The organism is Photorhabdus kayaii (assembly GCF_025384895.1).
GTDB classification, from domain to species: Bacteria; Pseudomonadota; Gammaproteobacteria; order Enterobacterales; family Enterobacteriaceae; genus Photorhabdus; species Photorhabdus kayaii.
On the sequence record NZ_JAJAFZ010000001.1, the window covers coordinates 183070 to 208091 of the forward strand.

Annotated in this window: 20 protein-coding genes and 1 pseudogene; 6 read left to right on the plus strand and 15 right to left on the minus strand. The window is 42.0% G+C overall.

All coding sequences use genetic code 11. The features are described from left to right. The first annotated feature begins 348 nt into the window (after positions 1 to 348). The 3 genes from LGZ98_RS00995 to yfbR all read left to right on the plus strand — a co-directional run bounded on the left by LGZ98_RS00995 (position 349) and on the right by yfbR (position 3126). Complete coding sequence (locus tag LGZ98_RS00995; RefSeq protein WP_011147308.1) at positions 349 to 1563, plus strand: pyridoxal phosphate-dependent aminotransferase; 1215 nt, start codon at positions 349 to 351, stop codon at positions 1561 to 1563. Between the two features lie 85 nt (positions 1564 to 1648). Continuing rightward, complete coding sequence (locus LGZ98_RS01000; RefSeq protein WP_158536563.1) at positions 1649 to 1789, plus strand: hypothetical protein; 141 nt, start codon at positions 1649 to 1651, stop codon at positions 1787 to 1789. A gap of 743 nt (positions 1790 to 2532) precedes the next feature. Next, positions 2533 to 3126, plus strand: a complete 594-nt coding sequence (gene yfbR, locus LGZ98_RS01005) for a 5'-deoxynucleotidase (RefSeq protein ID WP_113026094.1) — start codon at positions 2533 to 2535, stop codon at positions 3124 to 3126. On the opposite strand, the gene LGZ98_RS01010 is transcribed toward yfbR, so the two are convergent. Together LGZ98_RS01010 and yfbV are read right to left on the minus strand one after the other, a co-directional pair. Then, positions 3123 to 4955 (minus strand): SLC13 family permease, encoded by a 1833-nt coding sequence (locus LGZ98_RS01010; protein WP_262977580.1) that lies wholly within the window; start codon positions 4953 to 4955, stop codon positions 3123 to 3125. The two genes, yfbR and LGZ98_RS01010, sit on opposite strands and share 4 nt — an antisense overlap. Positions 4956 to 5132: 177 nt before the next feature. Further along, positions 5133 to 5588, minus strand: a complete 456-nt coding sequence (gene yfbV / locus LGZ98_RS01015; RefSeq protein ID WP_113026092.1) for a terminus macrodomain insulation protein YfbV — start codon at positions 5586 to 5588, stop codon at positions 5133 to 5135. Between the two features lie 318 nt (positions 5589 to 5906). On the opposite strand from yfbV, the gene ackA reads away from it, so the two are divergent. Next, a complete protein-coding gene (ackA, locus tag LGZ98_RS01020) occupies positions 5907 to 7109 on the plus strand; it encodes an acetate kinase (RefSeq protein ID WP_113042483.1) in 1203 nt (400 codons plus the stop codon). 71 nt (positions 7110 to 7180) lie between these two features. Then, a complete protein-coding gene (gene pta / locus LGZ98_RS01025) occupies positions 7181 to 9322 on the plus strand; it encodes a phosphate acetyltransferase (RefSeq protein ID WP_262977581.1) in 2142 nt (713 codons plus the stop codon). Positions 9323 to 9612: 290 nt separating this feature from the next. Here the strand turns inward: pta and LGZ98_RS01030 are convergent, their stop codons facing one another. The 3 genes from LGZ98_RS01030 to LGZ98_RS01040 all read right to left on the minus strand — a co-directional run bounded on the left by LGZ98_RS01030 (position 9613) and on the right by LGZ98_RS01040 (position 11750). Next, the gene (locus LGZ98_RS01030; RefSeq protein ID WP_112894039.1) at positions 9613 to 10395 is read right to left on the minus strand and encodes a TSUP family transporter; all 783 of its coding nucleotides are present in this window, start codon (positions 10393 to 10395) and stop codon (positions 9613 to 9615) included. Between the two features lie 259 nt (positions 10396 to 10654). Further along, positions 10655 to 11386 carry a Fe(II)-2OG oxygenase family protein gene (locus LGZ98_RS01035; RefSeq protein WP_205068555.1) on the minus strand — a complete coding sequence of 244 codons (732 nt, stop codon included), beginning with the start codon at positions 11384 to 11386 and terminating at the stop codon, positions 10655 to 10657. Positions 11387 to 11447: 61 nt separating this feature from the next. After that, the gene (locus LGZ98_RS01040) at positions 11448 to 11750 is read right to left on the minus strand and encodes a hypothetical protein (RefSeq protein ID WP_205068553.1); all 303 of its coding nucleotides are present in this window, start codon (positions 11748 to 11750) and stop codon (positions 11448 to 11450) included. A gap of 330 nt (positions 11751 to 12080) precedes the next feature. On the opposite strand from LGZ98_RS01040, the pseudogene LGZ98_RS01045 reads away from it, so the two are divergent. Further along, positions 12081 to 12197: pseudogene (locus LGZ98_RS01045) on the plus strand (phosphate acyltransferase); the annotation flags it as partial. Positions 12198 to 12327: 130 nt separating this feature from the next. Here LGZ98_RS01045 and LGZ98_RS01050 read toward each other — a convergent pair. From LGZ98_RS01050 to astA, 10 genes are all read right to left on the minus strand, one after another. Next, complete coding sequence (locus LGZ98_RS01050; RefSeq protein ID WP_262977582.1) at positions 12328 to 12975, minus strand: hypothetical protein; 648 nt, start codon at positions 12973 to 12975, stop codon at positions 12328 to 12330. 610 nt (positions 12976 to 13585) lie between these two features. Beyond that, positions 13586 to 14236 (minus strand): hypothetical protein, encoded by a 651-nt coding sequence (locus LGZ98_RS01055; protein WP_262977583.1) that lies wholly within the window; start codon positions 14234 to 14236, stop codon positions 13586 to 13588. Positions 14237 to 14789: 553 nt separating this feature from the next. Further along, positions 14790 to 15614: a class I SAM-dependent methyltransferase gene (locus LGZ98_RS01060; RefSeq protein WP_113044149.1), complete on the minus strand. Its 825-nt coding sequence runs from the start codon at positions 15612 to 15614 to the stop codon at positions 14790 to 14792. Between the two features lie 11 nt (positions 15615 to 15625). Next, on the minus strand, positions 15626 to 16780 hold the full coding sequence (locus tag LGZ98_RS01065; RefSeq protein ID WP_113044150.1) for a cysteine desulfurase family protein: 1155 nt from the start codon (positions 16778 to 16780) through the stop codon (positions 15626 to 15628). A 12-nt stretch (positions 16781 to 16792) separates the two neighbouring features. Then, entirely contained in the window at positions 16793 to 17677 is an 885-nt protein-coding gene (locus LGZ98_RS01070; RefSeq protein ID WP_262977584.1) for an LPD16 domain-containing protein, read from the minus strand. 877 nt (positions 17678 to 18554) lie between these two features. Further along, positions 18555 to 20009 carry an amino acid permease gene (locus LGZ98_RS01075; protein ID WP_113044152.1) on the minus strand — a complete coding sequence of 485 codons (1455 nt, stop codon included), beginning with the start codon at positions 20007 to 20009 and terminating at the stop codon, positions 18555 to 18557. A gap of 105 nt (positions 20010 to 20114) precedes the next feature. Continuing rightward, on the minus strand, positions 20115 to 21092 hold the full coding sequence (astE, locus tag LGZ98_RS01080; protein WP_113044153.1) for a succinylglutamate desuccinylase: 978 nt from the start codon (positions 21090 to 21092) through the stop codon (positions 20115 to 20117). A 12-nt stretch (positions 21093 to 21104) separates the two neighbouring features. Further along, complete coding sequence (astB, locus tag LGZ98_RS01085; protein WP_113044154.1) at positions 21105 to 22448, minus strand: N-succinylarginine dihydrolase; 1344 nt, start codon at positions 22446 to 22448, stop codon at positions 21105 to 21107. Between the two features lie 50 nt (positions 22449 to 22498). Beyond that, the gene (gene astD / locus LGZ98_RS01090) at positions 22499 to 23974 is read right to left on the minus strand and encodes a succinylglutamate-semialdehyde dehydrogenase (protein WP_113044155.1); all 1476 of its coding nucleotides are present in this window, start codon (positions 23972 to 23974) and stop codon (positions 22499 to 22501) included. 2 nt (positions 23975 to 23976) lie between these two features. Continuing rightward, positions 23977 to 25005 (minus strand): arginine N-succinyltransferase, encoded by a 1029-nt coding sequence (gene astA, locus LGZ98_RS01095; RefSeq protein WP_229015733.1) that lies wholly within the window; start codon positions 25003 to 25005, stop codon positions 23977 to 23979. Between the last annotated feature and the right edge of the window lie 17 nt (positions 25006 to 25022).

The window sequence follows — 25022 nt, forward strand, 5'->3', positions numbered from 1 at the left end:
TAAGAATAAATTATACAAACACAACAATTTTTATTGGCAAATTGCGCTATGCTCACTTTCTCCCCACAATGGCCCGGCCATGCCGTTATCACGCTAAAAACACCCCCATTTCCACACTAAAAAACAACAACAATCCAGATTATAAATTTGATATCATCAGTAAATTCAGAATTTAACGCTAACATAATTTACATAAAAAGATACTCAAATAACAACTCCCCTACTAAAACAACCATTTTAACCAAATATATCAATGCATCTTCAAAACACTCAGAGGGAGGAGTACATTAAATGTTACACGCTATATGCCAAGCGACTTTTTTTTACCAAGATAAGGTAAGACTCTCTATGCTAGCAGTTAAAAAATCCAGCAAATTGGATAATGTTTGTTATGATATCCGCGGCCCCGTACTCAAGGAAGCTAAACGCCTTGAAGAAGAAGGCAATAAAGTCCTCAAATTAAATATTGGCAATCCAGCCCCCTTTGGTTTTGAAGCACCAGATGAAATCTTGGTAGATGTTATCCGTAACTTACCAACAGCACAGGGTTATTCAGATTCGAAAGGTCTGTATTCTGCACGCAAAGCTATCATGCAACATTATCAAGCCCGGAATATGATGGACGTGACCGTTGAAGATATTTATATCGGCAATGGTGTTTCTGAATTAATCGTTCAGGCAATGCAAGCATTACTGAATACCGGTGATGAAATGCTTGTTCCTGCACCTGATTATCCTCTCTGGACTGCGGCAGTTTCACTTTCCAGTGGCAAAGCCGTGCATTATATGTGTGATGAAGGGTCAGATTGGTTTCCTGACTTAAATGATATCCGTAACAAAATTACGCCCCGCACACGTGGGATTGTGATTATTAACCCTAATAATCCAACGGGTGCTGTATATAGTAAAGAGCTGTTATTGGAAGTTGTTGAAATAGCCCGGCAACACAATTTGATTATTTTTGCTGATGAGATTTACGACAAAATCTTATATGACGATGCAGAACATCATTCAATTGCTGCCCTCGCGCCTGATCTGTTAACGGTAACATTTAATGGATTATCCAAAACATATCGGGTTGCAGGTTTTCGTCAAGGCTGGATGGTATTAAATGGCCCGAAGAAACACGCAAAGAGCTACATTGAAGGCTTGGAGATGCTGGCATCAATGCGTTTATGTGCCAATGTGCCAATGCAACACGCTATTCAAACTGCTTTAGGCGGTTACCAAAGTATCAGTGAATTCATTTTACCTGGTGGCCGTTTGTATGAGCAGCGTAACCGAGCATGGGAATTAATTAATCAAATCCCCGGCGTTTCCTGCGTGAAACCTAAAGGCGCTTTATATATGTTTCCAAAAATTGATGCGAAACGTTTTAATGTTCACGATGACCAGAAGATGGTGCTTGACCTTTTATTACAAGAGAAGGTCTTGTTAGTGCAGGGAACCGCATTTAACTGGCCGGAACCTGACCATCTCCGCATCGTGACCCTACCAAGGCTTGATGAACTGGAGATGGCAATTCAGAAATTCGCCCGATTTATTGGCAAATATCATCAATAAAAATAAGAACCGTTTATATACCCTATAGATTTCAAGATGCATCGCGACGGCAAGGGAGTGAAGCCCCGGGAGCATAGGTAACTATGTGACCGTGGTGAGCGAGTGCAGCCAACAAAGAGGCAACTTGAAGGATAACGGGTATAGAAAAATATCGCTGATAACGGACATTATTCATACCATGCGTTCTATCGGAATAGGCGAAAACTTATTTCTGCTATTCCGATAAGTCTAGCCTACCCACTTTTCCTCACTGGTGAAAACCTCACCTGTCAGATCAGGGCGGGATTCTACTTTGTATAAAAATCAATCGTCACACGGATATTGATAATTTCGCATATTCAATATGCTTTTATTGATAGGTTTTAATATCTCTTTTGTATGTTTATTGAGCTCGCAAAGGGTTATTTTTACTCACAATAACCATATTAAAAATGTGAGATCCGACCCTGCCTGTCAGATAGAAATCCTTGATAACCACGTCCATAACTCTCTTTATTGATACCCATTAATCACTCTCCGCAAAATAAGGTCAATAAATTTTCATTTTTTACCGGTAACACAGACTAATTTTTTTATTTTTATGGACGATTTTTGCAGTGATTATATAAGGCATTAGCAAGATATAAAAGAATTAAACATTGCATTTATTAAACTTAATACAAGAGAACGCCTGGATAAATAACAAACTATTGTAAATTATATGAAATTTTTGTATATAAACTGTATGTAAAATGGAGTAAAAATATAAATTTCATTTAAAAAATGATATCTATTACGATTATAACATTGCCAGTTAATAATAAATGTAAATTAATCATATTAACCTTGCTATACAGTCTGGGTACCCGTTTAGATAAATAGCAGATTTCCCTATGAAAACAAGGGATAAAAATAAGAAACGATTTTAAGGTTTACTTTACCCCTATCCACCGCTCACAATAAAAACAATATTTACTGTAAGAGATGATTATGAGCCACTTTTTTGCCCACCTTTCCCGTTTGAAACTGATTAACCGTTGGCCTCTGATGCGTAATGTACGTACAGAAAATGTATCGGAACATAGCTTACAGGTGGCCTTTGTCGCACACGCCTTAGCCATTATCAAAAACCGCAAATTTGGTGGCAATGTAAATGCTGAACGCATTGCGTTGCTGGCTATGTATCACGATGCCAGCGAAGTTATTACCGGAGATTTACCCACTCCGGTCAAATATCACAATCCACATATTGCACGGGAATACAAAAAAATAGAAAAAATCGCGCAGAAAAAATTACTGGACATGCTGCCAGCAGAGCTGCAAGAGGATTTCCGTCCAATCCTAGATGACAGCCAGCATACAACAGAAGAAACTTTTATCATTAAACAGGCCGATTCCCTGTGTGCTTACCTCAAATGTCTGGAAGAGTTATCGGCAGGTAACCATGAATTCAATCTGGCGATAGCCCGACTTGAAAAAACCCTGGCTGATCGTCACAGCCAGGAGATGGATTACTTTATGAAAGTTTTTGTACCGGGATTCAGCCTGTCATTGGACGAAATTAGCCTTGATATTCCACATTAAAATGGAAACAACCAAGGGATGACCAGCACACTTATCACCATCACCAGCATGGTAAATGGCACGCCCAAACGGACAAAATCGGAAAACTTATAACCACCGGGGCCAAGAACCAGCGTATTCACTGGGGACGAAACCGGGGTCATAAATGCGGCGGAAGCTGCCACACCAATAATCATGGCAAATGGCATGGGAGATACTGCCATTTCACGTGCAGCAGCAATAGCTATCGGTGCCATTAATACCGCCGTTGCCGTATTAGAAATAAACAAGCCGATTACGGCACAAAGTATAAACAGACATACCAGCATCACCCTCGGCCCCATATCACCCGCAATATCCATCAAGCCGCGGACAATCAGCTCAATCCCGCCCGTTTTCTGTAATGCCAGAGCAAACGGCATCATCCCGACAATCAGGATAATACTGGGCCAATGAATAGAGCGGTACGCACTTTCCATATCAATACAACGGAATTTTCCCATCAACAGGCAAGCTATCAATGCGGCAATCACATTGGGTACTTCATCGGTAAGCATCATGGCTACCATCAGCGCCAAGCTAAAAAGCGCATGTGGCGCTTGAGACGTTGCCGGAGCCACCTCTTCGATCTCAACCGGCAGATTAAGGACAATAAAATCGCGCATTTTAGTTTGCAGGATACGTATCAGTTTCCAGTCACCAATAACCAGCAAAATATCGCCAAGTTGCAGTGGCACATCAACCAGTTTACCCGACAACGATTCACCATCACGTCGAATACCAACAACATTCAAACCATAGCAGGTACGAAAACCTATTTCCCGCAGTGACTTACCCAATAAATCCGACTCCGGGATCAGAGAGACTTCAGCCATACCTACGTTACGAGATTGTTCAGAGAAATACTCCCCGCGCAGCACCATCGGTTCTAATAATTGCTCACTGCAAAATTGACGCAGATCCACCTCACCGTCTGACATATCAACCAGCAACACATCCCGTTCTCTCAATTCTGTATTGCCCATCGCACTGACCATAACGCGCCGGAAACGCCGCCAACGCTCGATACCAACGACATTAGCCCCATAGTGAGCACGCAAATTTGACTCATCAAGAGAAAGACCTATCAACGGGGAACCTGAGCGGATCGCCAGGCGACGCGCGCGACCTGATAATTTATAGTCGCGGATAAGGTCACGGAAAGTACGACGATGCCATTTATCATGGCCTTTATCCGATTGATTATTTCCCAACCAATGGCGAGCGATCAGCATATAACCCATACCGGCAAACAGCATCAAAATACCAATAGGTGTAATAGAAAAGAATTTGAAACCGGGAAGCCCTTCCCGTATCAACTCACTGTTAATCACCATATTGGGTGGCGTCGCTACCAATGTCATCATGCCACTGATAAGCCCGGCAAAACTCAAGGGCATCATCAACCGACCCGGCGAAATTTTCATCCTTACCGCGACACTGAGCACCACCGGAATGAAAATCGCGACCACACCCGTAGAACTCATAAACGCACCAAGCCCTGCAACAGTCATCATCAGTAATGCCAACATTTTGGTTTCGCTGTTTCCAGCAGCTTTTACCAGCCAATCCCCCATTTGATAAGCAACGCCAGTTCTTACCAATCCTTCACCAATAACAAACAGGGCAGCTATCAACAACACATTGGGATCACTAAAACCGCTGGTCGCTTCACCGAGCGTCAACGTTCCACTCATGACAAACGCGATAATCACCAATAATGCAACAATATCCATGCGCAGTTTATTGGTGGTAAAAAGAACAATAGCTATCAGTAGCAGGGTCAATACCCACAAGAGTTCGCTATTCAAAATGGCCTCTATCAACAAAAAAGAAGATATTAGTGTCAAAAACTTGGCTAGTAGACCATTTTATTAAGAGAAAATCTCCGGTTGCGATCAACAATGTGTCCACTTTTCGTCATGAACCATCATCTCTGATTTTCCAGTACATTGACTGCAATAATCTAGCAACGGGTTTCTCCCGGTTCAAATATCATCAAGAAACGAACGATCAAGTTGTTTAAATGCGCGTTTCAGCAGTTCTGCGAGAGATTGATAAGTTGGCGTTTGCTGCACAGGTGCCATTGCGATACCCGCTGCGGCGAATTTATCACGGATTTCATGAAACCATTTCAGCAATGCCGCGGGTAACGGGGTTGATGCCCGTTTCCCCAACCACCATAACCCTTGCATCGGTAAACTACACGCGAACAGTGCCGTCGCCACCGCTGGACCAAGCTGACCACCCAGTGCGATTTGCCACGTCAGAGTAAAAATAGCCAACGGCGGCATAAACCGGATACCAAAACGAGTTGCCTTAATAATCCGATTTTCAGGGAACGCGGGTGCCAACTGTTTCTCAATCGGCCAAGTTTTCATGTATTGCTGTCCCAGTTGCATCTTTCTCAGCCATCCGTTACTGGGGGGAGGTATTGCGCTCATCATGACCTCAATCAATTAAAAACACATTTTTTAAAAAAACATTGTAACTGATAAAATATTTTTTGTAGGATTAAGTATATTTTGTCTTTGCTGCTCGCTATAGGTATCCTACATTCACTTTTATGTTATACACAGCAGCAAAGCGGCATATTTTACCTTTTTGAAAATTTAAACCTTATCATCATGCTCTTTGCACTTAGCATGATGTTAATCATTTAATGTCATCACTATATGCTCTACGCTGATGAGTAATTGACGCTTTATTAATCACATGTCTTATCTGTAAGACTCAATGACAAACACGATATAGGTACTTCCATGTCAAGTAAGCTGGTACTGGTCCTCAATTGCGGTAGCTCTTCTCTGAAATTTGCTATCATCGATCCTGCTAACGGTGAAGAATATCTTTCTGGTCTAGCTGAATGTTTTAACCTGCCTGAAGCCCGCATTAAGTGGAAAATGGATGGCGCAAAACATGAAGCCGCTTTAGGTGCTGGTGCAGCCCACAGTGAAGCATTGAACTTTATTGTTAATACGATTCTGGCCGAAAAACCAGAACTTTCTGATCAAATCGCCGCAATCGGCCACCGCATTGTTCACGGCGGTGAAAAATTCACGGCATCCGTTACCATCAATGATGAAGTCATTCAAGGGATTAAAGATGCGGTTCCATTCGCGCCATTGCATAACCCTGCTCACCTGATTGGCATTGAAGAAGCGAAAAAAGGGTTCCCACACCTGGCTGACAAAAACGTTGCTGTATTCGATACCGCTTTCCATCAAACCATGCCAGAAGAGGCTTACCTCTATGCCCTGCCATACAACCTGTATAAAGAGCACGGCATTCGTCGCTATGGCGCCCACGGAACCAGCCACTTCTTCGTTTCCCGTGAAGCGGCGAAAACGCTCAACAAACCGGTTGAAGAGCTGAATGTTATCGTCTGCCACTTGGGTAATGGTGGCTCTATCTCGGCTATCGTTAATGGTCAGTGTGTTGACACCTCTATGGGATTGACACCATTGGAAGGTCTGGTAATGGGTACCCGCAGTGGTGACATCGACCCGGCGATCATTTTCCACCTACATGATTCACTGGGCATGAGCGTTGAACAAATCAACAAACTGTTGACCAAAGAATCTGGCTTGCTAGGTCTGACCGAAGTCACCAGTGATTGCCGTTATATAGAAGATAACTATGAAACCAAAGCCGATGCTAAACGCGCTATGGATGTCTACTGCCACCGTCTGGCTAAATACGTTGGTGCTTATTCCGCACTGATGGAAGGCCGCTTGGATGCCATTATCTTTACCGGTGGTATTGGTGAAAACTCCGCACTGGTTCGTGAACAGGTGATGAAAAAACTGGCTCTGTTAGGTTTCGAATACGATCACGACCGTAACCTGGCAGCTCGCTTCGGTAAATCCGGTGCAATCACTACCGACAACAGCCGTCCTGCTTTAGTGATCCCAACCAATGAAGAATTAGTGATCGCTCAAGATGCAGCGCGCCTGACCGCGTAATCACTTTACCCACCGCCAGCCACTGCTGGCGGTACTATTTTTGACCAACGAGCAACCGTAAAGAGGTTTCCGTGTCCCGTACAATTATGTTAATCCCTACTAGCACCAGCGTCGGCTTGACCAGTGTTAGTTTAGGTGTAATCCGCTCAATGGAGCAAAAAGGCGTCAGCCTGAGTGTTTTCAAACCTATCGCCCAACCCCGTTGCTGTGGCACCCAAGATCAAACCACCACCATCATCCGCTCTCATTCCAGCATAAAGACCGCTGAACCGCTGGACATGGCGCATGTGGAATCTTTGCTGACAACCAATCAGAAAGATGTGCTGATGGAAAAAATCGTGGCTCTTTACCACGAAAACACCAAAAACGCAGAAGTCATTCTGATTGAAGGTCTGGTTCCAACCCGCAAACATTCATTCGCCCAATCTCTCAACTATGAAATTGCCAAGACCCTGAACGCTGAAATCGTATTCGTATTGGCGCTAGGTAATGATTCCCCGAAACAGTTGAAAGAACGTGTCGAACTGGCTCGTGCTGAATTTGGTGGCAGCAAAAATCAGAACATTACCGGTGTTATTATCAACAAACTGAATGCGCCGGTTGATGATCAAGGCCGTACCCGTCCGGATTTGTCAGAGATCTTTGATGAATCCTCAAAAGCCATCGTATCTAACATCGATCCGAACACGCTGTTCAAAAATAGCCCATTGCCAATCCTGGGTTGCATTCCGTGGAGTTTTGACCTGATTGCAACCCGAGCCATTGATATGGCAAAACACCTGAACGCCCGTATTATCAACGAAGGCGCAATCAAAACCCGCCGTGTGAAATCCGTGACTTTCTGTGCACGCAGCATTCCACACATGTTAGAGCACTTCCGTCCCGGTTCTCTGCTGGTCACTTCGGCTGATCGTCCAGACGTTCTGGTTTCAGCCTGTCTGGCGGCTATGAATGGGGTTGAAATCGGTGCAATTCTGCTGACCGGTGGCTATGCCATCGACGAGCCGATTAAGCAATTGTGTGAACGTGCCTTCAACACTGGCCTGCCAGTCTTTATGGTTGATACAAACACTTGGCAGACTTCCCTGAGCCTGCAAAGTTTCAGCCTGGAAGTCCCGGCGGATGACCGTGAACGCATCGAAAAACTGCAAAACTACGTCGCACACCATATCAACAAAGAGTGGATCGACTCCCTGACAGCAAACTCTGAGCGCCCACACCGCCTCTCTCCACCCGCATTCCGTTATCAATTAACAGAACTGGCGCGCAAAGCGGGCAAACGCATTGTTCTGCCGGAAGGTGACGAACCTCGTACTGTGAAAGCGGTATCTATCTGTGCTGATCGCGGTATCGCACAATGCGTTCTACTGGGTGATCCAGAAGAGATCCGTCGTGTTGCCGCGGCTCAAGGCGTAGAACTGGGTGCGGGTATTGAAATTGTTGATCCCGTTGCTGTACGTGAGCGTTATGTCTCACGTCTGGTTGAATTGCGTAAAAACAAAGGCATGACCGAAGTCGTTGCGCGTGAACAACTGGAAGACAACGTTGTTCTGGGTACGTTGATGCTGGAACAGGGCGAAGTTGATGGTTTGGTTTCCGGTGCGGTACACACCACGGCAAACACCATCCGTCCACCATTGCAGTTAATCAAAACTGCACCGGGTAGCTCGCTGGTATCATCCGTATTCTTTATGCTATTGCCAGAACAGGTTCTGGTTTACGGAGACTGTGCAATCAACCCAGATCCGACTGCTGAACAACTGTCTGAAATCGCCATTCAATCGGCGGATTCAGCTAAAGCATTCGGTATTGAACCGCGTGTTGCCATGATCTCCTACTCTACCGGCAACTCCGGTGCAGGCAGTGATGTTGAGAAAGTTCGTGAAGCAACCCGTTTGGCGCAGGAAAAACGTCCAGATCTGATCATTGATGGCCCATTGCAATATGACGCCGCAATCATGGCAGACGTAGCGAAATCCAAAGCACCAAACTCACCGGTTGCCGGTCAAGCTACCGTATTCATCTTCCCTGATCTGAACACCGGTAACACCACCTACAAAGCGGTACAACGTTCTGCGGATCTGGTTTCCATCGGGCCAATGCTGCAAGGTATGCGTAAGCCGGTGAACGATTTGTCCCGTGGCGCTCTGGTAGATGATATTGTTTACACCGTTGCACTGACTGCGATTCAATCAGCGCAGGGGGAAGCGTAACCGTTTCTTGCACGCGCCCCACTTAAATTAATCAAGGTCTGACCTCCTTAATAAGGTTCAGACCTTTGAATTTATTCTTCTGCACTATATACCCGTCATCTTTCAAGCTGCCTCTTTGTTGGATGCACTCACTCACCCCAGTCACATAGTTATCTATACTCCCGGGGATTCGCTCCCTTGCCGTCGCGATCCATCTTGAAATCCATAGGGTATAAATGCTACACCAATCTTAATTGATGAAATTGGACACAATTCAGTCCGCCTGGTGATTTGTTTTAATTCAGTACAATTTATAGAAGATTAAGGATCATAATCCGTAGCGGGTTATTTTCAGTACTAATAAGTTTAATCGCTAACACACAACATACCAATATCAGCATCGGCCTTATTAAACGAGGGCCTATTTTAACAGCACAACGAGCTCCTAACTGTGCTCCAGCAAAGGACGCGATAGCCATTGCTAAGGCTAACGGCCATATAATGACGCCTTTAGTGATAAAAATAAACAATGCACCAATATTGCATGAAGCATTTGCTAATTTAGTAAAACTCATTGCCCGCATCATCTCAAGGCCACAGAAGAACATAAAACTCATCATGAGAAAAGAACCCGTTCCTGGGCCAAAAATGCCATCGTAAAAACCAAGTATCGGGGCGACTAAAAATGAAAATAACAATACAGATATTCTTTTCCTATTACTTATCCCACTAAGTTTCGGAGCGAAGATAAAATAAATTGCGACGACAATTAATAATATTGGCACACAAGCTTCTAATATTCTCTTACTCACCACAGTGACAAATAATGCACCACTAATTCCTCCTAATACACTAAAAATTATTAAAAATACTGACTTTCTCCACTCAATTAACCCTTTACGCGCAAAAGTTACAGTAGCTGATATACTAGCTGAAGTTGCTTGAAATTTATTAGTAGCCATAGCACTGATAGGTTCTATTCCTGCTAGAAATAGCGCGGGCAATGTTATTAATCCTCCTCCACCAGCTATTGCATCAAAAAAACCTGCCAAAAAAGCAATAGTCGCTAGTATGCCTATTAGGTCCCATTCCATAATGATTCCACATATTATTAAACGTTTTAAAATAGCTTAAATTATTAATAATGCAAGCTATTCAATAGAATTTCATGATTGTACTTCACACTCAGTCAACCCTTTTTGCAAAAGAATGTGACATACTTACAAATCCGATCAAAAAAACCAAAAAGTATTAGTGCAGAACTTTAAAAGTGCCATTTAATATAGCATTACAAAAAATTAAATATAACTATACTTTATTAAATTTCATTGTAATAATACAACGAGTAATTATTTAGCCTTTAAGCAATAAAGGATCATCTGAGATAACAACTCCTTCCGCATATTTTGCAAGACCAAACAACCGAACTAACAATCGACGATTATCCTTTACTATATCCCGACAATGTAATGCTCGATAATTATTAATAGCAATTGCAGATTCCTGTGTTAATACATATCGATACGGTATAGCATCGTTAACTGCCTGACAAAATATTTCATATGCTTTCTTGACAACATCTGAGGCTTTTTCATCAACAGAAAAACGGTAGGAGTTATATCGGATAGAGAAAGAGAATTTTTCATTAAAATCTATTATAGATACCCCCTTACCATCTTCTCCCTTTTCGTCGGCATAAGAGTCACTATATGTAAAATTAAAGTTGTATGACGACAGTGCCAAAACATTAGTTGCACCTACCCTTTCTAATACTTCAGGCATTGGAATAACAAATGTAGGTTCCATTAGAGGATTCCACATTGATGATAAAATCAAAGAAGACGGTGAAGGAGAGTGACTATTTTTAACTTTCACTGCGCTCCAATATGGTCCTTCGGTGTGAGGGCCAAGGGATAAGCCTGAATGAGAACTTAATTCTACTCTATTATTTTCAGAATCAATATCCTGCAAACCTCCCTCTTTAAAATGAGCAACCAGACGCACTATTTTACCATAATTTTCAATATCATATGCAAAAGCTCTATGTTCAACAAGTTCCAGTAAGATTTGATTACGAGCCGCCAAATAAAGGATAGCATATTGATTATCTAGTGAAGAAAACGAGGGTAATTTATCAGGGAGTATATCATTGGTAACTTTTTTTCATCCCTTCAAAAACTAGAGCGGACATTAAACCATCAGAATATACTCTAATCACTTCTTGTTGGATTTCTGAAAATATTTTTTTTAATTCAATACCAGCTTGTACCACAATCATTCTAATTCCGCTAACCTGTGGACCACCACGTTTAGCAATATCTTCGGAAAAATAGTGAAGCAGGTTAGCTTGATGTTCATTAAATATAAATAAGTTAATTTCCTTATTTTTTTGTACAGTATCCGATGAAATCATCTTTTTATTTTTTTCTACAGCTAGATTACATTCCATTTTTATACCTTTAGTTATTTTAATTTAATTTAATTTAATTTAATTTAATTTAATTATGTATTTTAAACTATATTATCAGTTATTAAAGTAATTACCAGAACAAAAACACACTTTAAGATTCTATATTATTATATTTTGTGACTTTAATGAAATTATAAATCAAAGTTGTATTTTTATTTTTTATAACTTCTTACGCTTATTAATTGTTATTTATTAAAAACACAGTATAACCGATATACAATAATCACTAAATAATACAAAATTTTATTTACTAATTTTCTAAAGAAGTTATTTCATAATTATACTCTTCTTCCAACCAGCCCTTGCTGGCCAATACTGCAAGGTATACGCAAGCCGGTGAACGATTTGTCCCGCGGCGCTTTGGTAGACGATATCATTTACACTGTTGTACTGACTGCGATTCAATCGGTACAAGGAGAAGCGTAACCGTTTCTTATCCGTAGCAGATTAATGACTGATAAAGGCTGAATCCTGTACTTCACTGGATTCAGCCTTTTTATTTATCTGAAAAAATTTAAGGTTAATAATTACAGGGTAACAGAATAGATGTTAAGTCCTATTTTTTGAGCTTTTTCGATAATGATACATAAGCAACCTGAGCTTGTATTTCATTCGTTGATAACCATTTATTAAATTCAACTCCTGTATTATATTGAGGAGGAGCCTTGCACTTCGATCCTTTTTTACCTAACCCATACGATAATGTTCCAGCTTCCCCTTTATATTCACACTTATGTTCAGTTGTGAATTCATTAAATAGCCACCCGTCCTTTTCTGTTTTGAATTCAATCACAACACCTGGTTTATCATTGGATAGATAACTTTTTGAGTAAGTGAATTTAGGCGCAATTCCACAGAAAGAGTTGTCTTGAACACAAGGAATTTTTTCATTCCTATTCCTATCAAATCCTTGATATTCATTTATATGCATTCCTCGATACCAGTACATCGATTCTCCTATCTCATTATCACTATTTACAGTTTTATTACTCTCTAGTGTAAATTTATAATCTGTGTTGACTTCAATTCGAAGAACACAATTTTCATATAAAGACATGACTTTGGTATTTGCCAATCCATTTGCAGTTATTGCATTTTTTACCTGATTCCTAATTTCCGCCATATCTTGCATACAAGCCATACTGAAACTACTCATAGCTAATAAAAACGGAGAAATAAAGAAAACCTTTTTATTCAAATTCATATTTCTTTCCTTACTTGATTTATGGTTTTAGCACGAAATGGAACAAAAATAAATTTCGTTATTATTAAGTTAATATTTAATTTACGGCATAAATAATAATTCAAATCACAATTCAGTCGTAAATAATAAATTAATAACAATAGAGCATTACAATATAAATCATTTAATTCAATCGATTATTATTTCCTTCCTTAAGTAAGGATAGGTTATTAAATTAAAAAACACAAATTACAGAATCATTAAACTAAAAAATATCTTACTTAAACATATAAGAACAAATATAGAAAAATTTCAACAATATATAAAATAAGCAACTTATCAACATTCACTGTTATATATATAACAGAATAACCACTGATTTTTTATATCATAACAATCTAAATAACCTTCACAAGATTGCAATTATGCTCGATTATAAAATACATAAAAATCAAATAATTATTTATCACTATTGTAAAATATTTTTCAATGAAAATTTTTCTGCTATCTAACTGAACACAATTAAATACAAAAAACAATTTAATCGTGCCGCATATATGCGGCACCTTACCTTTATAGTTATCTGCGTATATTCAAGATTGATAATTGCATGGTTTCAGCACAAATAAGCTTATTTTTTCTGTTTCTTTAATAATACATACGCGACTTGGGCTTGTACTTTATTCTTTGATAACCACTCATTAAATATATTTCCTATTCCGCGTTGCTTATATGCAGAATCACAACTTGCCGATGTTCCTGTTACACCAAGCCCATACGTTCCTCCACCTTCAGCTTTAGTCTTACATCCATGTTTAGTTGTAAAGTCATTATATAACCAGCCAGCCTTTTCCGTCTTAAATTCAATAACAACACCTGGTTTTTTATTCGTTAGATAACTTTGTGAGTAAGTGAATTGAGGCGCAATTCCACAGAAACTGTTTTCTTGAACGCAAGAAATTTTCTCGTTCCTATTCTTATCAAATGTTTGATATTCCTTTATCTCCATTCCTCGATACCAGTACATCGATTTTTCTGCCTCATTATCACTATTTGAGGTTTTACTACTCTTTAGCGTAAGTTTATTTGGTGTGTTGTCTTTAACTCTAAGAACACAATTTGTGTATAAAGACATTACTTTGGTTTTTGCCAATCCATTTGCAGTTATTGCATCTTTTACCTGATTTCTAATGTTCTCCGGATCTTTCATACATGCCATACTAACACTACTCATCGCTAATAAAAGCGGGGAAATAAGTAAAACCTTTTTATTAAAACTCATATTTTTATCCTTGCTTTATTTGTTTTTTTGATATCTAATTAAATGAAAATAGATTTCATCATTATATGTTGATTTAAAAACACTATTACAGACAATATATAATAAATTAACCAATATATTAATCTTCATTGTTATCATCTGTCGCAAACAAGGTAGATTATTTAACTGTAAAAAACAAAAACAAATTCCAATATAATTAAATTAAAAAATATGTCATTTACATATAAAAAACAACATGACAATAATATACCAGCAACATAAAATAAAAATAACTACAACAATAGAAAAGATAAAATAATTATTCGTTTTTTTATACCATAATAATCTAAAGAATATTATCTCATCATTGTAATAATATCTCAATAATTCATAAAAGCTCCATTGATAATAAATACTAATAATTATTTATTTAAGGAAATCTGGAGAATAGCAGACATGATGTGTCGTCTAACCAGAAACAGTAAAGTTGAGAGCTGACCGAAGGTTAACACCATTATTCAGATAAAATGCGTAAGATACCTCCTTGCCCAATAAGGCAAAGAGGTAAGAGATATTACGGGCGATAACCAATAAAGGCCATGCGCGACAGCCTCCTTTCGATTGAGACTAATTGTGTGGTGGACAAGAAATTCTGCATCCGCTCGAACGCTTCTTCACCCTCTATTGCAATAAATTGCTCCCTGCGCTTCTCACGCCCGGCACGCCAGCGCTCACTAAGTTCAACAACGCTTTGGGTAAGATCCACCTGCCTTTCGAGGCAAAGACCCGCCTCGCTGATTAAACGCTCGTTCAACCCAAGCGGGCTATAGAGGAAATAACCCGGCATGCCACGTATCACGATTTCGTCTTTACTCAGCATACCCGTTACCAAAGTAGGATCGGTATACAAGAACCGTCCGCCCGGTTTCAGTAGCCGGCACCATTCGCGCAGCAAGGCCAATCGATCCGGAATATGAATTACTGAGTCGATGCACCATAATGCATCAAAAGTGCCGTCAGGAAATGGCAGAGGCTGACGAACATCACTGTCGACGAAGTGGCTTCGATCTTCCAGTCCGAAATCTGCCGCAAGTTGCCGGGCGGTAAGGAGGCCATGAGGATGAATGTCAACCCCCGTCACGCTACAGCCGCTGGTCCTTGCCAAAAACAGAGCCGGCCCTCCAGACCCACTACATACATCCAGCACATGCGAGCTGTCAGATAATTGAAGCCATTGGGAGAACTTTCTAAACTCATCAGCAGAGGACCAGTTGTTCTGCCCCAGGTCTTCGCCATAGGTCTCTTTGCGTACCTCAGATACCGCTTCCGCAGAGAAACTACCGAAAGCCCGTTCGTAAAAACCAGTGCCAGGGCTTGGGGAGGAAGTTTGCATAGTCATAGATAATGCTCCTAGCGAATAGAATTTAATCGGAAGACAAGGTGTTCAATTGCGGCATCCAGTATCGCATTATCGAGATCCGGATCAAAACAGAACCGAACCGACGCATTAGCCTGAGCCGAGCTCAAGCCAATGCCAGTGAGCACGTGTGAAGGCTGTAGTTCCGCAGAATTGCAGGCTGAACCTGACGATATAGCCACCTGATGCAACCCGGATATTAGCGCCTCCGAAGCGATACCTTCGAACTGAACGTTCACGATGTATGGGGAACTGCAAGAGATATCGGTATTCAACACGGCATTCAGCACCCTTTGACGAAGGCGAGTAATAAAATAGTCTCTCAATGCAGTGACTTTTGCCTGGCGTTGCATAAGGGTTGACTGAATCATCTGACACGCAAGACCAAACCCGACAATCAACGGCGTTGGCAAGGTACCGCTGCGCAAATGATTCTGGCCGCCGCCATAGATGAAGGGCCTCAAATGCCCCGCAACACGCGCATCGACGAAGAGTGCCCCAACGCCTTTCGGTCCCCGCATTTTGTGGGCGGAAAACGAAAGCATATCAATTCCAGTTTCCTTGACGTTCATGGGAATTTTGCCGACAGACTGGACGGCATCCACATGTAGCCAAGCGCCTGACCGACGCGTGATTGCAGCAATTTCATCCACCGGCTGAACTGTACCCAGCTCAGAATTCACATGAGCAACGCTGACGATACGGGTGTCGGCGGTCAGTTTAGTCATGACATCTTCCGGTTGTACCCGGCCATTGGCGGCAACTGACATGTACTCGACAGCAAGCCCCCGACGGCTCAACTCCTTACCGACGAGTAACACAGATTTGTGGTCGATAGGGCAAAGTAGCGCTCCCGCAGGAGCGCATTCGTTATGGGCAAAACTTGAAAAAAGCGCAATATTGTTGGCTTCTGTGGCCCCCGATGTAAAGGCGATCTCCTCTGGGCGAGCACCGATGAGAGACGCAACTTGTTGGGCGGCATTCTCTATCGCATGCCGGGCGCGACGCCCCATCACATGGGCGGAGGAAGAATTACCGAATTCATGCTCCATATAGAATCGCATGATGTCGACGACCTCAGGAAAGCATGGTGTCGTAGCACAATGATCCAGATAGATTACGCCAGTCGGGTTTTCATTAACATTCATAGCGACTCCCCATCAGGAAGTGAAGACGGCAACGTTAACAAGCTTCGAGTAGATCTCTTGTGTCTGCATCTCTCCGCTTCCACCGGGGTCCGCAACAATCACCTTCATGCCCGAAAGCCCATACAGAGAGAGCGCGGTGCTTACCCCTGTTTTGACCGGTTGGAAACATTCGCCGGGGGCGAAGATCACCAGAAGACGATGTTGCGCGTTGTAGACCTCGGAGATCATCTCGGTGATCTCTCCCGCACATCCGGTAACGCCGCAGGTAATGAGGGGTCGATAATCGCCGTTTTCGTCCACAAGAGAAATTTCAGTTCCGGCATCAGGGCCATTGTCGAAAACGCGGCGATTTAATAGCCCTGCTTTGACCAACTTATCGGCGCTTTTCTGGAATCGGTATTTCAGCCAAGTCTCCGGATAGGCAATAGGATGTTTCCGGCTTGCGAGCATGTTTTGCTCAGAAAATTGCCCACTGCGCTCTAGGATAGATTTGTACGAGGCCGGAAGCGCGGAGAATTGTTCATAGAAGGCACGTCTTAGTTCAGATGCTGGCCCGCTGTCGCGCGAAACATATTGCCAATCGTTGATGAGCAGCAGAAATTTTATCGCTTCGAATTGATGTTTAAGCTGCTCTGCGATTCGAACACCAAGTTCCCAAGTATATCCTGGAAAAATTCCTACGCGTCGTTCAATTTTTTCTCGCATAGGAGCCGTATTTTCTTCGATGACTCCCGGAACAAGGCATCCTCGCTCTTCATCAAGAAAGAGCATGAAATGCCCTGCCATAATGACGAGATCCGGATGTGGAGTATTAGTTACTTCGGCAAGAATAAGGTCGAGTAGCTCAGCCTCAGATTGAACCAAACGGTGGCTGTTTGAGATGTTAATTTGCTGCATATGTGCCTATATTAATATTATTGATTTTATTAGCAATTTAAAGGCTGTGTTATAGCTCTGGAAACTGTATGACCCATTTCGATTTTCCTGGTGGATCGTTAAATTTCACTCACTATGAACATCCGCCTCCACAACAGTTATCAATTATCAGTAGACAATTGATAATAGATTATATATTTACATATAATCTATTATCAAACAATTAGTAATGTTAATGTTTAATCTATACCCTGTACTATTTAATATACACTAATAGCCAAGATTAATGTTGTATATCCTTGCTGTAGAGAGACCAAAGGCATTGACTAAAACGGTCATTTAACAGCCAAATATCAACGCTGCCGATATCATGATTCCCATCAATTCTATTTTAGCTAAACTCACAAAAAACCAATAATAACAGTCTATTCCATTTACATAATTACATTTTGCAAACATATCATTGTGCTCATATTCAAGCCACGTCATGCTGCTGCCCTACGCTAATTATTGACATTATTTAGCGTGATGTTTTTTTATGACAGACGTCCAGCCTGTCTATCGAACATTATCGGTGAACGATTCAAAATAAATTAAAAAATTTGACGAAAAACAAAATAAATCATCAATAAATTTAATTTAAAAATTTAATAAAAGCACCGAGGTCATGAGGTTTAACAAATTCTCAATCGTAAGTAGGTCAAAAGAAATAACGCAACTTTGACTAAAATATCTGCAAAGGCAAGTCCCGGCCCGCCAAACGATTTGATTATCACCTGAGTTAATTGTTTGGTATCCGTTGAATATCATGCAATCAAATGAGCCGTTTCGGCTAATATGAAATCGCCATTAAAGCCATTTTCCTATCTGTTTCAATTCGTTATTTCTTCATTCCTGTCTATGAACGAAAACTCTCTTTTGATATCTGATAACGTTGTTCTTCCTGTGCCTCATTTTTCTTCTTTACGCGCCATAAAATACTTAACAAAATAAACCATAAAGGCGTGCCACAAAGTGCGACCAGGGTATCCGGGTCAAAAACCATTACCACTATAGTAAAAATGAAAAAAGTCAGAGTCAGCCAAGTCATTAACACCCCCAAAGGCATCTTAAAGATTGAACGTTTATGCACATCAGGGTAATTCTTACGATAAACCAAATAGGCAATCAAAATCACACACCAGCTATAAATCACCATAATCGAAGCAACGGTTGATACCATAGTAAATAACTGCATGACATTCGGTACGATAAATAAAAGTGACGTACCAACCACCATACAGAAACAAGAAAATATCAAACTATGTACAGGAATCGCCGTATTGCGGGAAAGAATTTTAAATTTCCGGTGGGCGTTTTTTTCCGTTGATAAGCCATAAAGCATACGTGTACAAGCATATAATCCACTATTAGCAGAAGACATTGCCGAGGTTAATGCAACAAAATTAACCACTGCGGCAGCGGCAGGCAGACCCGCCAAGGCAAATAATGTCACAAAAGGGCTGGTTTCAGCGGAGATCCGTCCCCAAGAAGTGACGGCAATGATACTCAACATGGAGAAAATATAGAAAATCATAATTCTCATCGGGATATAATTAATTGCTTTCGGCAATATCTTTTCCGGATCTTTTGTTTCTGCCGTCATCGTGCCAACTAACTCAACACCGGTAAAAGAAAAAATCGCTATTTGAAAACCAGCAAAAAAACCAAAAATACCATTTGGCAAAAATACCGATGGATCAGTCAAATTATTCACAGAGGCGATCATACCATCCGGTGATTGCCAGCCTACCATCACCATACCAACGCCAATAATAATCAGCGCTAAAATCGCAATTACCTTAATCATGGCGAACCAGAATTCAGTTTCGCCAAATAAGCGGACAGAAAGAAGATTACAAGTACCCAGTAAACCTAGCGTTATAAATGCGGGCACCCAAAGAGAAACACCGGGAAACCAATATTGAATGTAGCCGCCACACACAACAACATCAGCAATACAAGAGACAATCCAACTCATCCAATAAGTCCAGCCGAGAAAAAAACTGGCTTTGGTACCTAAATAATCCGATACAAAATCAGCAAAAGAGCGATAATTCAGTTTAGTCAGCAGCAATTCTCCCATTGCCCGCATCACCATATAGACAAAAAAACCAACAATCGCATAGGTAATAATGATCGATGTACCCGATACAGCAATGGTTTTTCCTGACCCCATAAATAAACCTGTGCCAATAGCACCACCAATGGAAATCAATTGAATATGACGTGCACTCAGCCCTCTATGAAGCGTTTGTGTATCAGCAAATTTCTCTGCCGAAAGGTTTTGTTGAGTTTTATTATTTTTTTTCATGATAATACCCGTCCGTCATCAAAGAAGCAGTTGACTGCTAAATCTTTCTGAAGAAAAGTTTTCACGGCTTCAGGAAGAAAATGGAATAATGCCTTATTTATTTAATTATTTTTTATTTAAAGCAAGTAACAGTCCCGCCCTTAATCCATTAGCAACCTCAGCATTAGGAAATAAAATAAATTTCGCCGGAAATTTAATTTTCCAATGGCGATCTTGTTGGCTGGCGATTTCAAACCCTTCTGGCAATTCAGTAAAGTTCAAGGTATCTGCGGGGATATGAAGTTGAAAACTGTCGTGACTCTTAATAATGGAATTAATTACCTGGTAATGTTTCAGCTCAGATTTAATACGTGCTGTTATTGGCGATAAAGAAATTAAACCATAAAGCGCATCCGTAATTTTTTGAAATTTGGTTAAATCATTTTCCCCAAAAGGCATTGCTTTACCCATCTCCATTGTACAACTATCCGCCCCAAACTTTTCACTCAGAAAATGGCTGAAAGTCCCGGCTTTCTCACGATGATAAACCAGCGCATCAATATCGCTGTCATGCAACCATTGCATAAATTCAGCAGAAAAGGGGCGATTCTGAGCAGGTAACAAGGCAAATTGCTCATGGTGAGAAGCGCGTATAGCGGTATGCAGATCAATATGCCAGCGAATATTTATCGACGACACCAAAGGTTCAGCAAAAAAGCGACTCACAACGTCTTCAAGTTCAGCCGCACGTGATCGCTCATTTCCTAGCGGAAAATTCAGGTAACGGCCACCAAACATGCGATTCAAATCATGATGTAAATAACGTCGATTCACACGCATCGCAGGCAAATTACCAAAGATGATCAACAAGTTATTTTTTAGTGTTAACGTGCCATCCGCCAACTGTGCAAGTAACTGAATCAATATTTCAATAGGCGCGGTTTCATTACCGTGAATACCGGCAGAAATCACCAAAGACCGATTTCCCCCTTCATCGGGAATCAATTGCAGTACCCCTTCTGCCAGCCAATGCGCATTTATTGTTTCTGGAAATATCAGGTGGTCGGCAAGTTTTTTTTCAAGCAATAACGTTAACAGATCCATATCTGCTCCAATTTAGCGCTGAAATTCATAGATCGATCCTAAATTCAGGATCTGCGTAAGCTCATCCAGCGCGGTATAAACTTCGCGAAGTAATTGGGGATCGGCCAGATCACTAGCACATAATTCATCACGATAATGGTGCGCTATCCATTTGGTCAGACGCTGGTGAAGCTGCGTATTCATCAATGTTGCGGGATTAACAGCGCGAAATTCAGCATCGTTAAGTACCACCCTCAGACGCAAACAGGCGGGGCCGCCGCCATTACGCATACTTTCCCGCAAATCAAAAACACGAACTTCATTAATTGGTGCAGAGGTCTGTGCACTCAGCGACTGCAAATAATCCCAGACAGCGGAATGTTGGCGGCACTCTTCAGGAACAACGATCACCATTTTCCCATCGGTTTTACTCAGTAACTGACTATTAAAGAGATAAGAATCAACCGCGTCTTTGATGCTGATCTGCTCAGCAGGTACTTCAATCGTGACAAAATTCTGTCCCAACACCGCCATTTTCTCTTTAATTTCAGTCAGAACCTGAGACTGATTAAGATAAGCATATTGATGGTGAAAAAGGACATTTCGGTTGCTGACCGCAATCACATCGTTATGGAAAACCCCACTGTCAATGGCGACCGGGTTTTGCTGTACAAAAACGGTTTGTGCCGGATTAAGCTGATGCAACCGCGCAATCGCTTCACTGGCTTCCAATGTTTGCCGCGCAGGATAACATTTGGGCATTGGGCCGCCACGAAATGCGCTACGGCCATAGACAAACACCTGTACGCCGGGCGTATCATAATCACCGCCAAGGCGATTATGGTTTGCCGCCCCTTCATCACCAAAATCTTCATGTTGTGGAAGAGCCTGATGATGGACAAAATAGTTTTGATCAGCAAAAGTGGCTTTTAACGCAGCGGCCGTCGTTTCTATTTCCAACGAACGGTGCAATTTATTGTTTAAATTAGCTACCGTGAAATGAACTCGCTGATCAGCGCTATCCGCCGAAGGTGACACGGTTGCCGCATTTGCAGTCCACATTGATGAAGCAGAACTCAGTTTTGATAATAACACCGGAGAATATTTGGCTGCTTTATGCAGTATCTGCTCATCATTGCCCACAAAGCCTAAATTACGCAAGGCTGGAATATTAGGGCGTTGTTGAGGAGGAAACACTCCTTGAATAAACCCCTCATCAGCCAGCGCTTTCATTTTCATCAACCCTTGCAGCGCGGCTTTACGCGGGTTAGATACGCTGTCTTTATTATTAATCGAAGCCTTATTACCCATAGAAAGCCCCGCATAGTGATGGGTCAGGCCGACCAACCCATCAAAATTTGCTTCAAAACCAGCCATAAATCCCCCTGGAAAAATTATATAAGTTGAAAACCTCTCCCGTTAAACGGTTAATCAGGGAAATGAAGCCCCGGCGCAAGTGTTTCAGGTAAAGTGAGTTCGTCGGTAACCAGAGATGCCATCGGCCAGGCACAGTAATCAGCAGCATAATAAGCACTAGGTCGGTAATTTCCTGACGCACCAATGCCACCGAAAGGCGCTTTACTGGAAGCCCCAGTCAACGGCTTATTCCAGTTCACAATGCCCGCTCTGGCATCTTCCGACAGACGTTGGAACAGAGCAGCATCCGGCGAAATTAAACCGGTAGCCAATCCGAATCGGGTGTTATTGGCGATTGCTAGCGCCTCATCAAATGTGTCATAACGCATAAGCATGAGCAGCGGCCCGAAATACTCCTCATCAGGAACATCAGCGACTTGGCTAACATCAATAATCCCTGGGGTCAACAACGTTGATTGCGGCTGGCATTGCTCCAGCGAAACCAAAGAGATACCACCCAATTTTTGTAGCCGATCTTGAGCTTCCAATAGATTCTGCACAGCCTGTAAAGAAATGACTCCACCAATGAACGGTTGAGGTTGGGCATCCCAATGGGATGGTACGATCCGCTCTGTCACCTCCACCAGACGCTTAATCACCGCATCTCCGTGCGCACCATTTTTGACCAATAATCTGCGGGCACAGGTGCAACGTTGACCAGCAGAGATAAACGCTGACTGCACAATGGTGTAAACAGCGGCATCAATATCGTCGCAACTATCGACGATCAATGCATTGTTTCCCCCCATTTCAAGTGCCAACATCTTCTCTGGCTGACCGCCAAGCACTCGGTGAAAGTGAAAGCCAGTATTGGCACTTCCCGTAAACAGCACGCCATCAATCTGCTTATCCTCCAGCAATGCTGTCCCGGTATTGCGTGCTCCCTGAACCAGATTGAGCACACCTGCGGGCAAACCGGATTTTTCCCATAGTTTCACCGTCTCTTCTGCGGTCATCGGTGTCAATTCACTCGGTTTAAACACCAGCGTATTACCCGCAATAAGCGCGGGAATAATATGACCATTAGGCAAATGTCCGGGAAAGTTATATGGACCAAAAACCGCCATCACGCCGTGAGGACGGTGACGCAGTAAGGCACGGCCGTCTGGCATAATCGTTTCTGACTCACCGGTACGCTGTTCCCACGCTTCGATAGAAATAGCCGCTTTACCTATCATGGATTGTATTTCAGTCCGAGTTTCCCATAACGGTTTACTGGTTTCCTGACTGATAACACGAGCAAGCGTTTCTTTCTCCTCATTCAGCAAAGCCGCAAACGTCTGAACAACCTTAATCCGCTCACTGGCGGGCAAATGTGACCAAGCATAAAACGCCTCACGAGCAGCATGACAAGCGGCTCTGACTTGCGAAGCATCAGCGCTGTTAGCTTGCCACAGAATCTGTTGATCTATTGGGGAAAATTTAGTTATCGACTCACCCTGCCCCTCAATCCATCTTCCCCCAATGTAATGTGCTTTATAATTCATGCTTAATTTTCCTTTGGAAAGAGACTAACCCGTCGCACCTGATCCCCATCGCTTACTTGAAGTGCATCCATCTCTGCGGCTGTTAAAAAAAGTTCATTACTGTCACACGCCACATTCAATAAAAGCGCTCGAAATTCACTAAACTGCTGATTGGCAACGATGCAAGGAACACCATCATCTCTGGTCACTGATTCGACTTTACTGACAGAAATGAGACGACTCTCTTTTACCGCACGTATCCGGTCAATCTCAGCCTGTAATAAAGCGCCGCCATCAAAAATATCGATATGGCCTTGATAGATAAGACCTTCTTTTTCAAGAATTGCCCGCGCGGGTACTGTTTTCTCATGGACCTGCCCAATCACCTTCTGCGCCTCAGCAGATAATAAGGAGATATAAATAGGATGAAGGGGCATGAGTTCGGCAATAAAGGTTTTCGACCCAATACCAGTTAAGTAATCTGCCTGGGAAAAAGGAATGCCAAAAAAATGTTGTCCCAGTGAATTCCAGAAAGGGGAATTTCCTTGCTCATCTGCAACCCCTCGCATTTCAGCGAATATAATTTTAGAAAAAATATCCCTAAATGCGGCGATAAAAAGAAAACGTGCTTTGGAGAGAAATGCCCCATTTCTTCCCTTCTGATATTCCGGATCAAGGAACAAAGTACACAATTCACTGTTACCGGTCTGATCTTGTTCCAAAGTCAACGTTTCAATAGATTTATAAATCCCCAATTCACGTGATGAACGAATGGTTTTTTGTACCCGAAAGTTATAAAACGGTTCCTCTAGCCCAACCGCCACTTCGATGGCACTGACACCCGCCACCCGATTCACGCAGGTATCTTCCAGCACAAAAAGGAATCCCTGCTGAGCCCTGGTCAGTTTTCCCTCAAAAGTATCAACGCTACGTGTAATACGTGAACATAATTGCTCCAGGTTATTAGGAAAAGATGTCAAACCTATACCCGCGCGTTGAGATAAAGACTGAACCCCATTTAAGTCACTATGCCGGACAGCTCGGAAAAGCATCATAACGTCACCTTCGA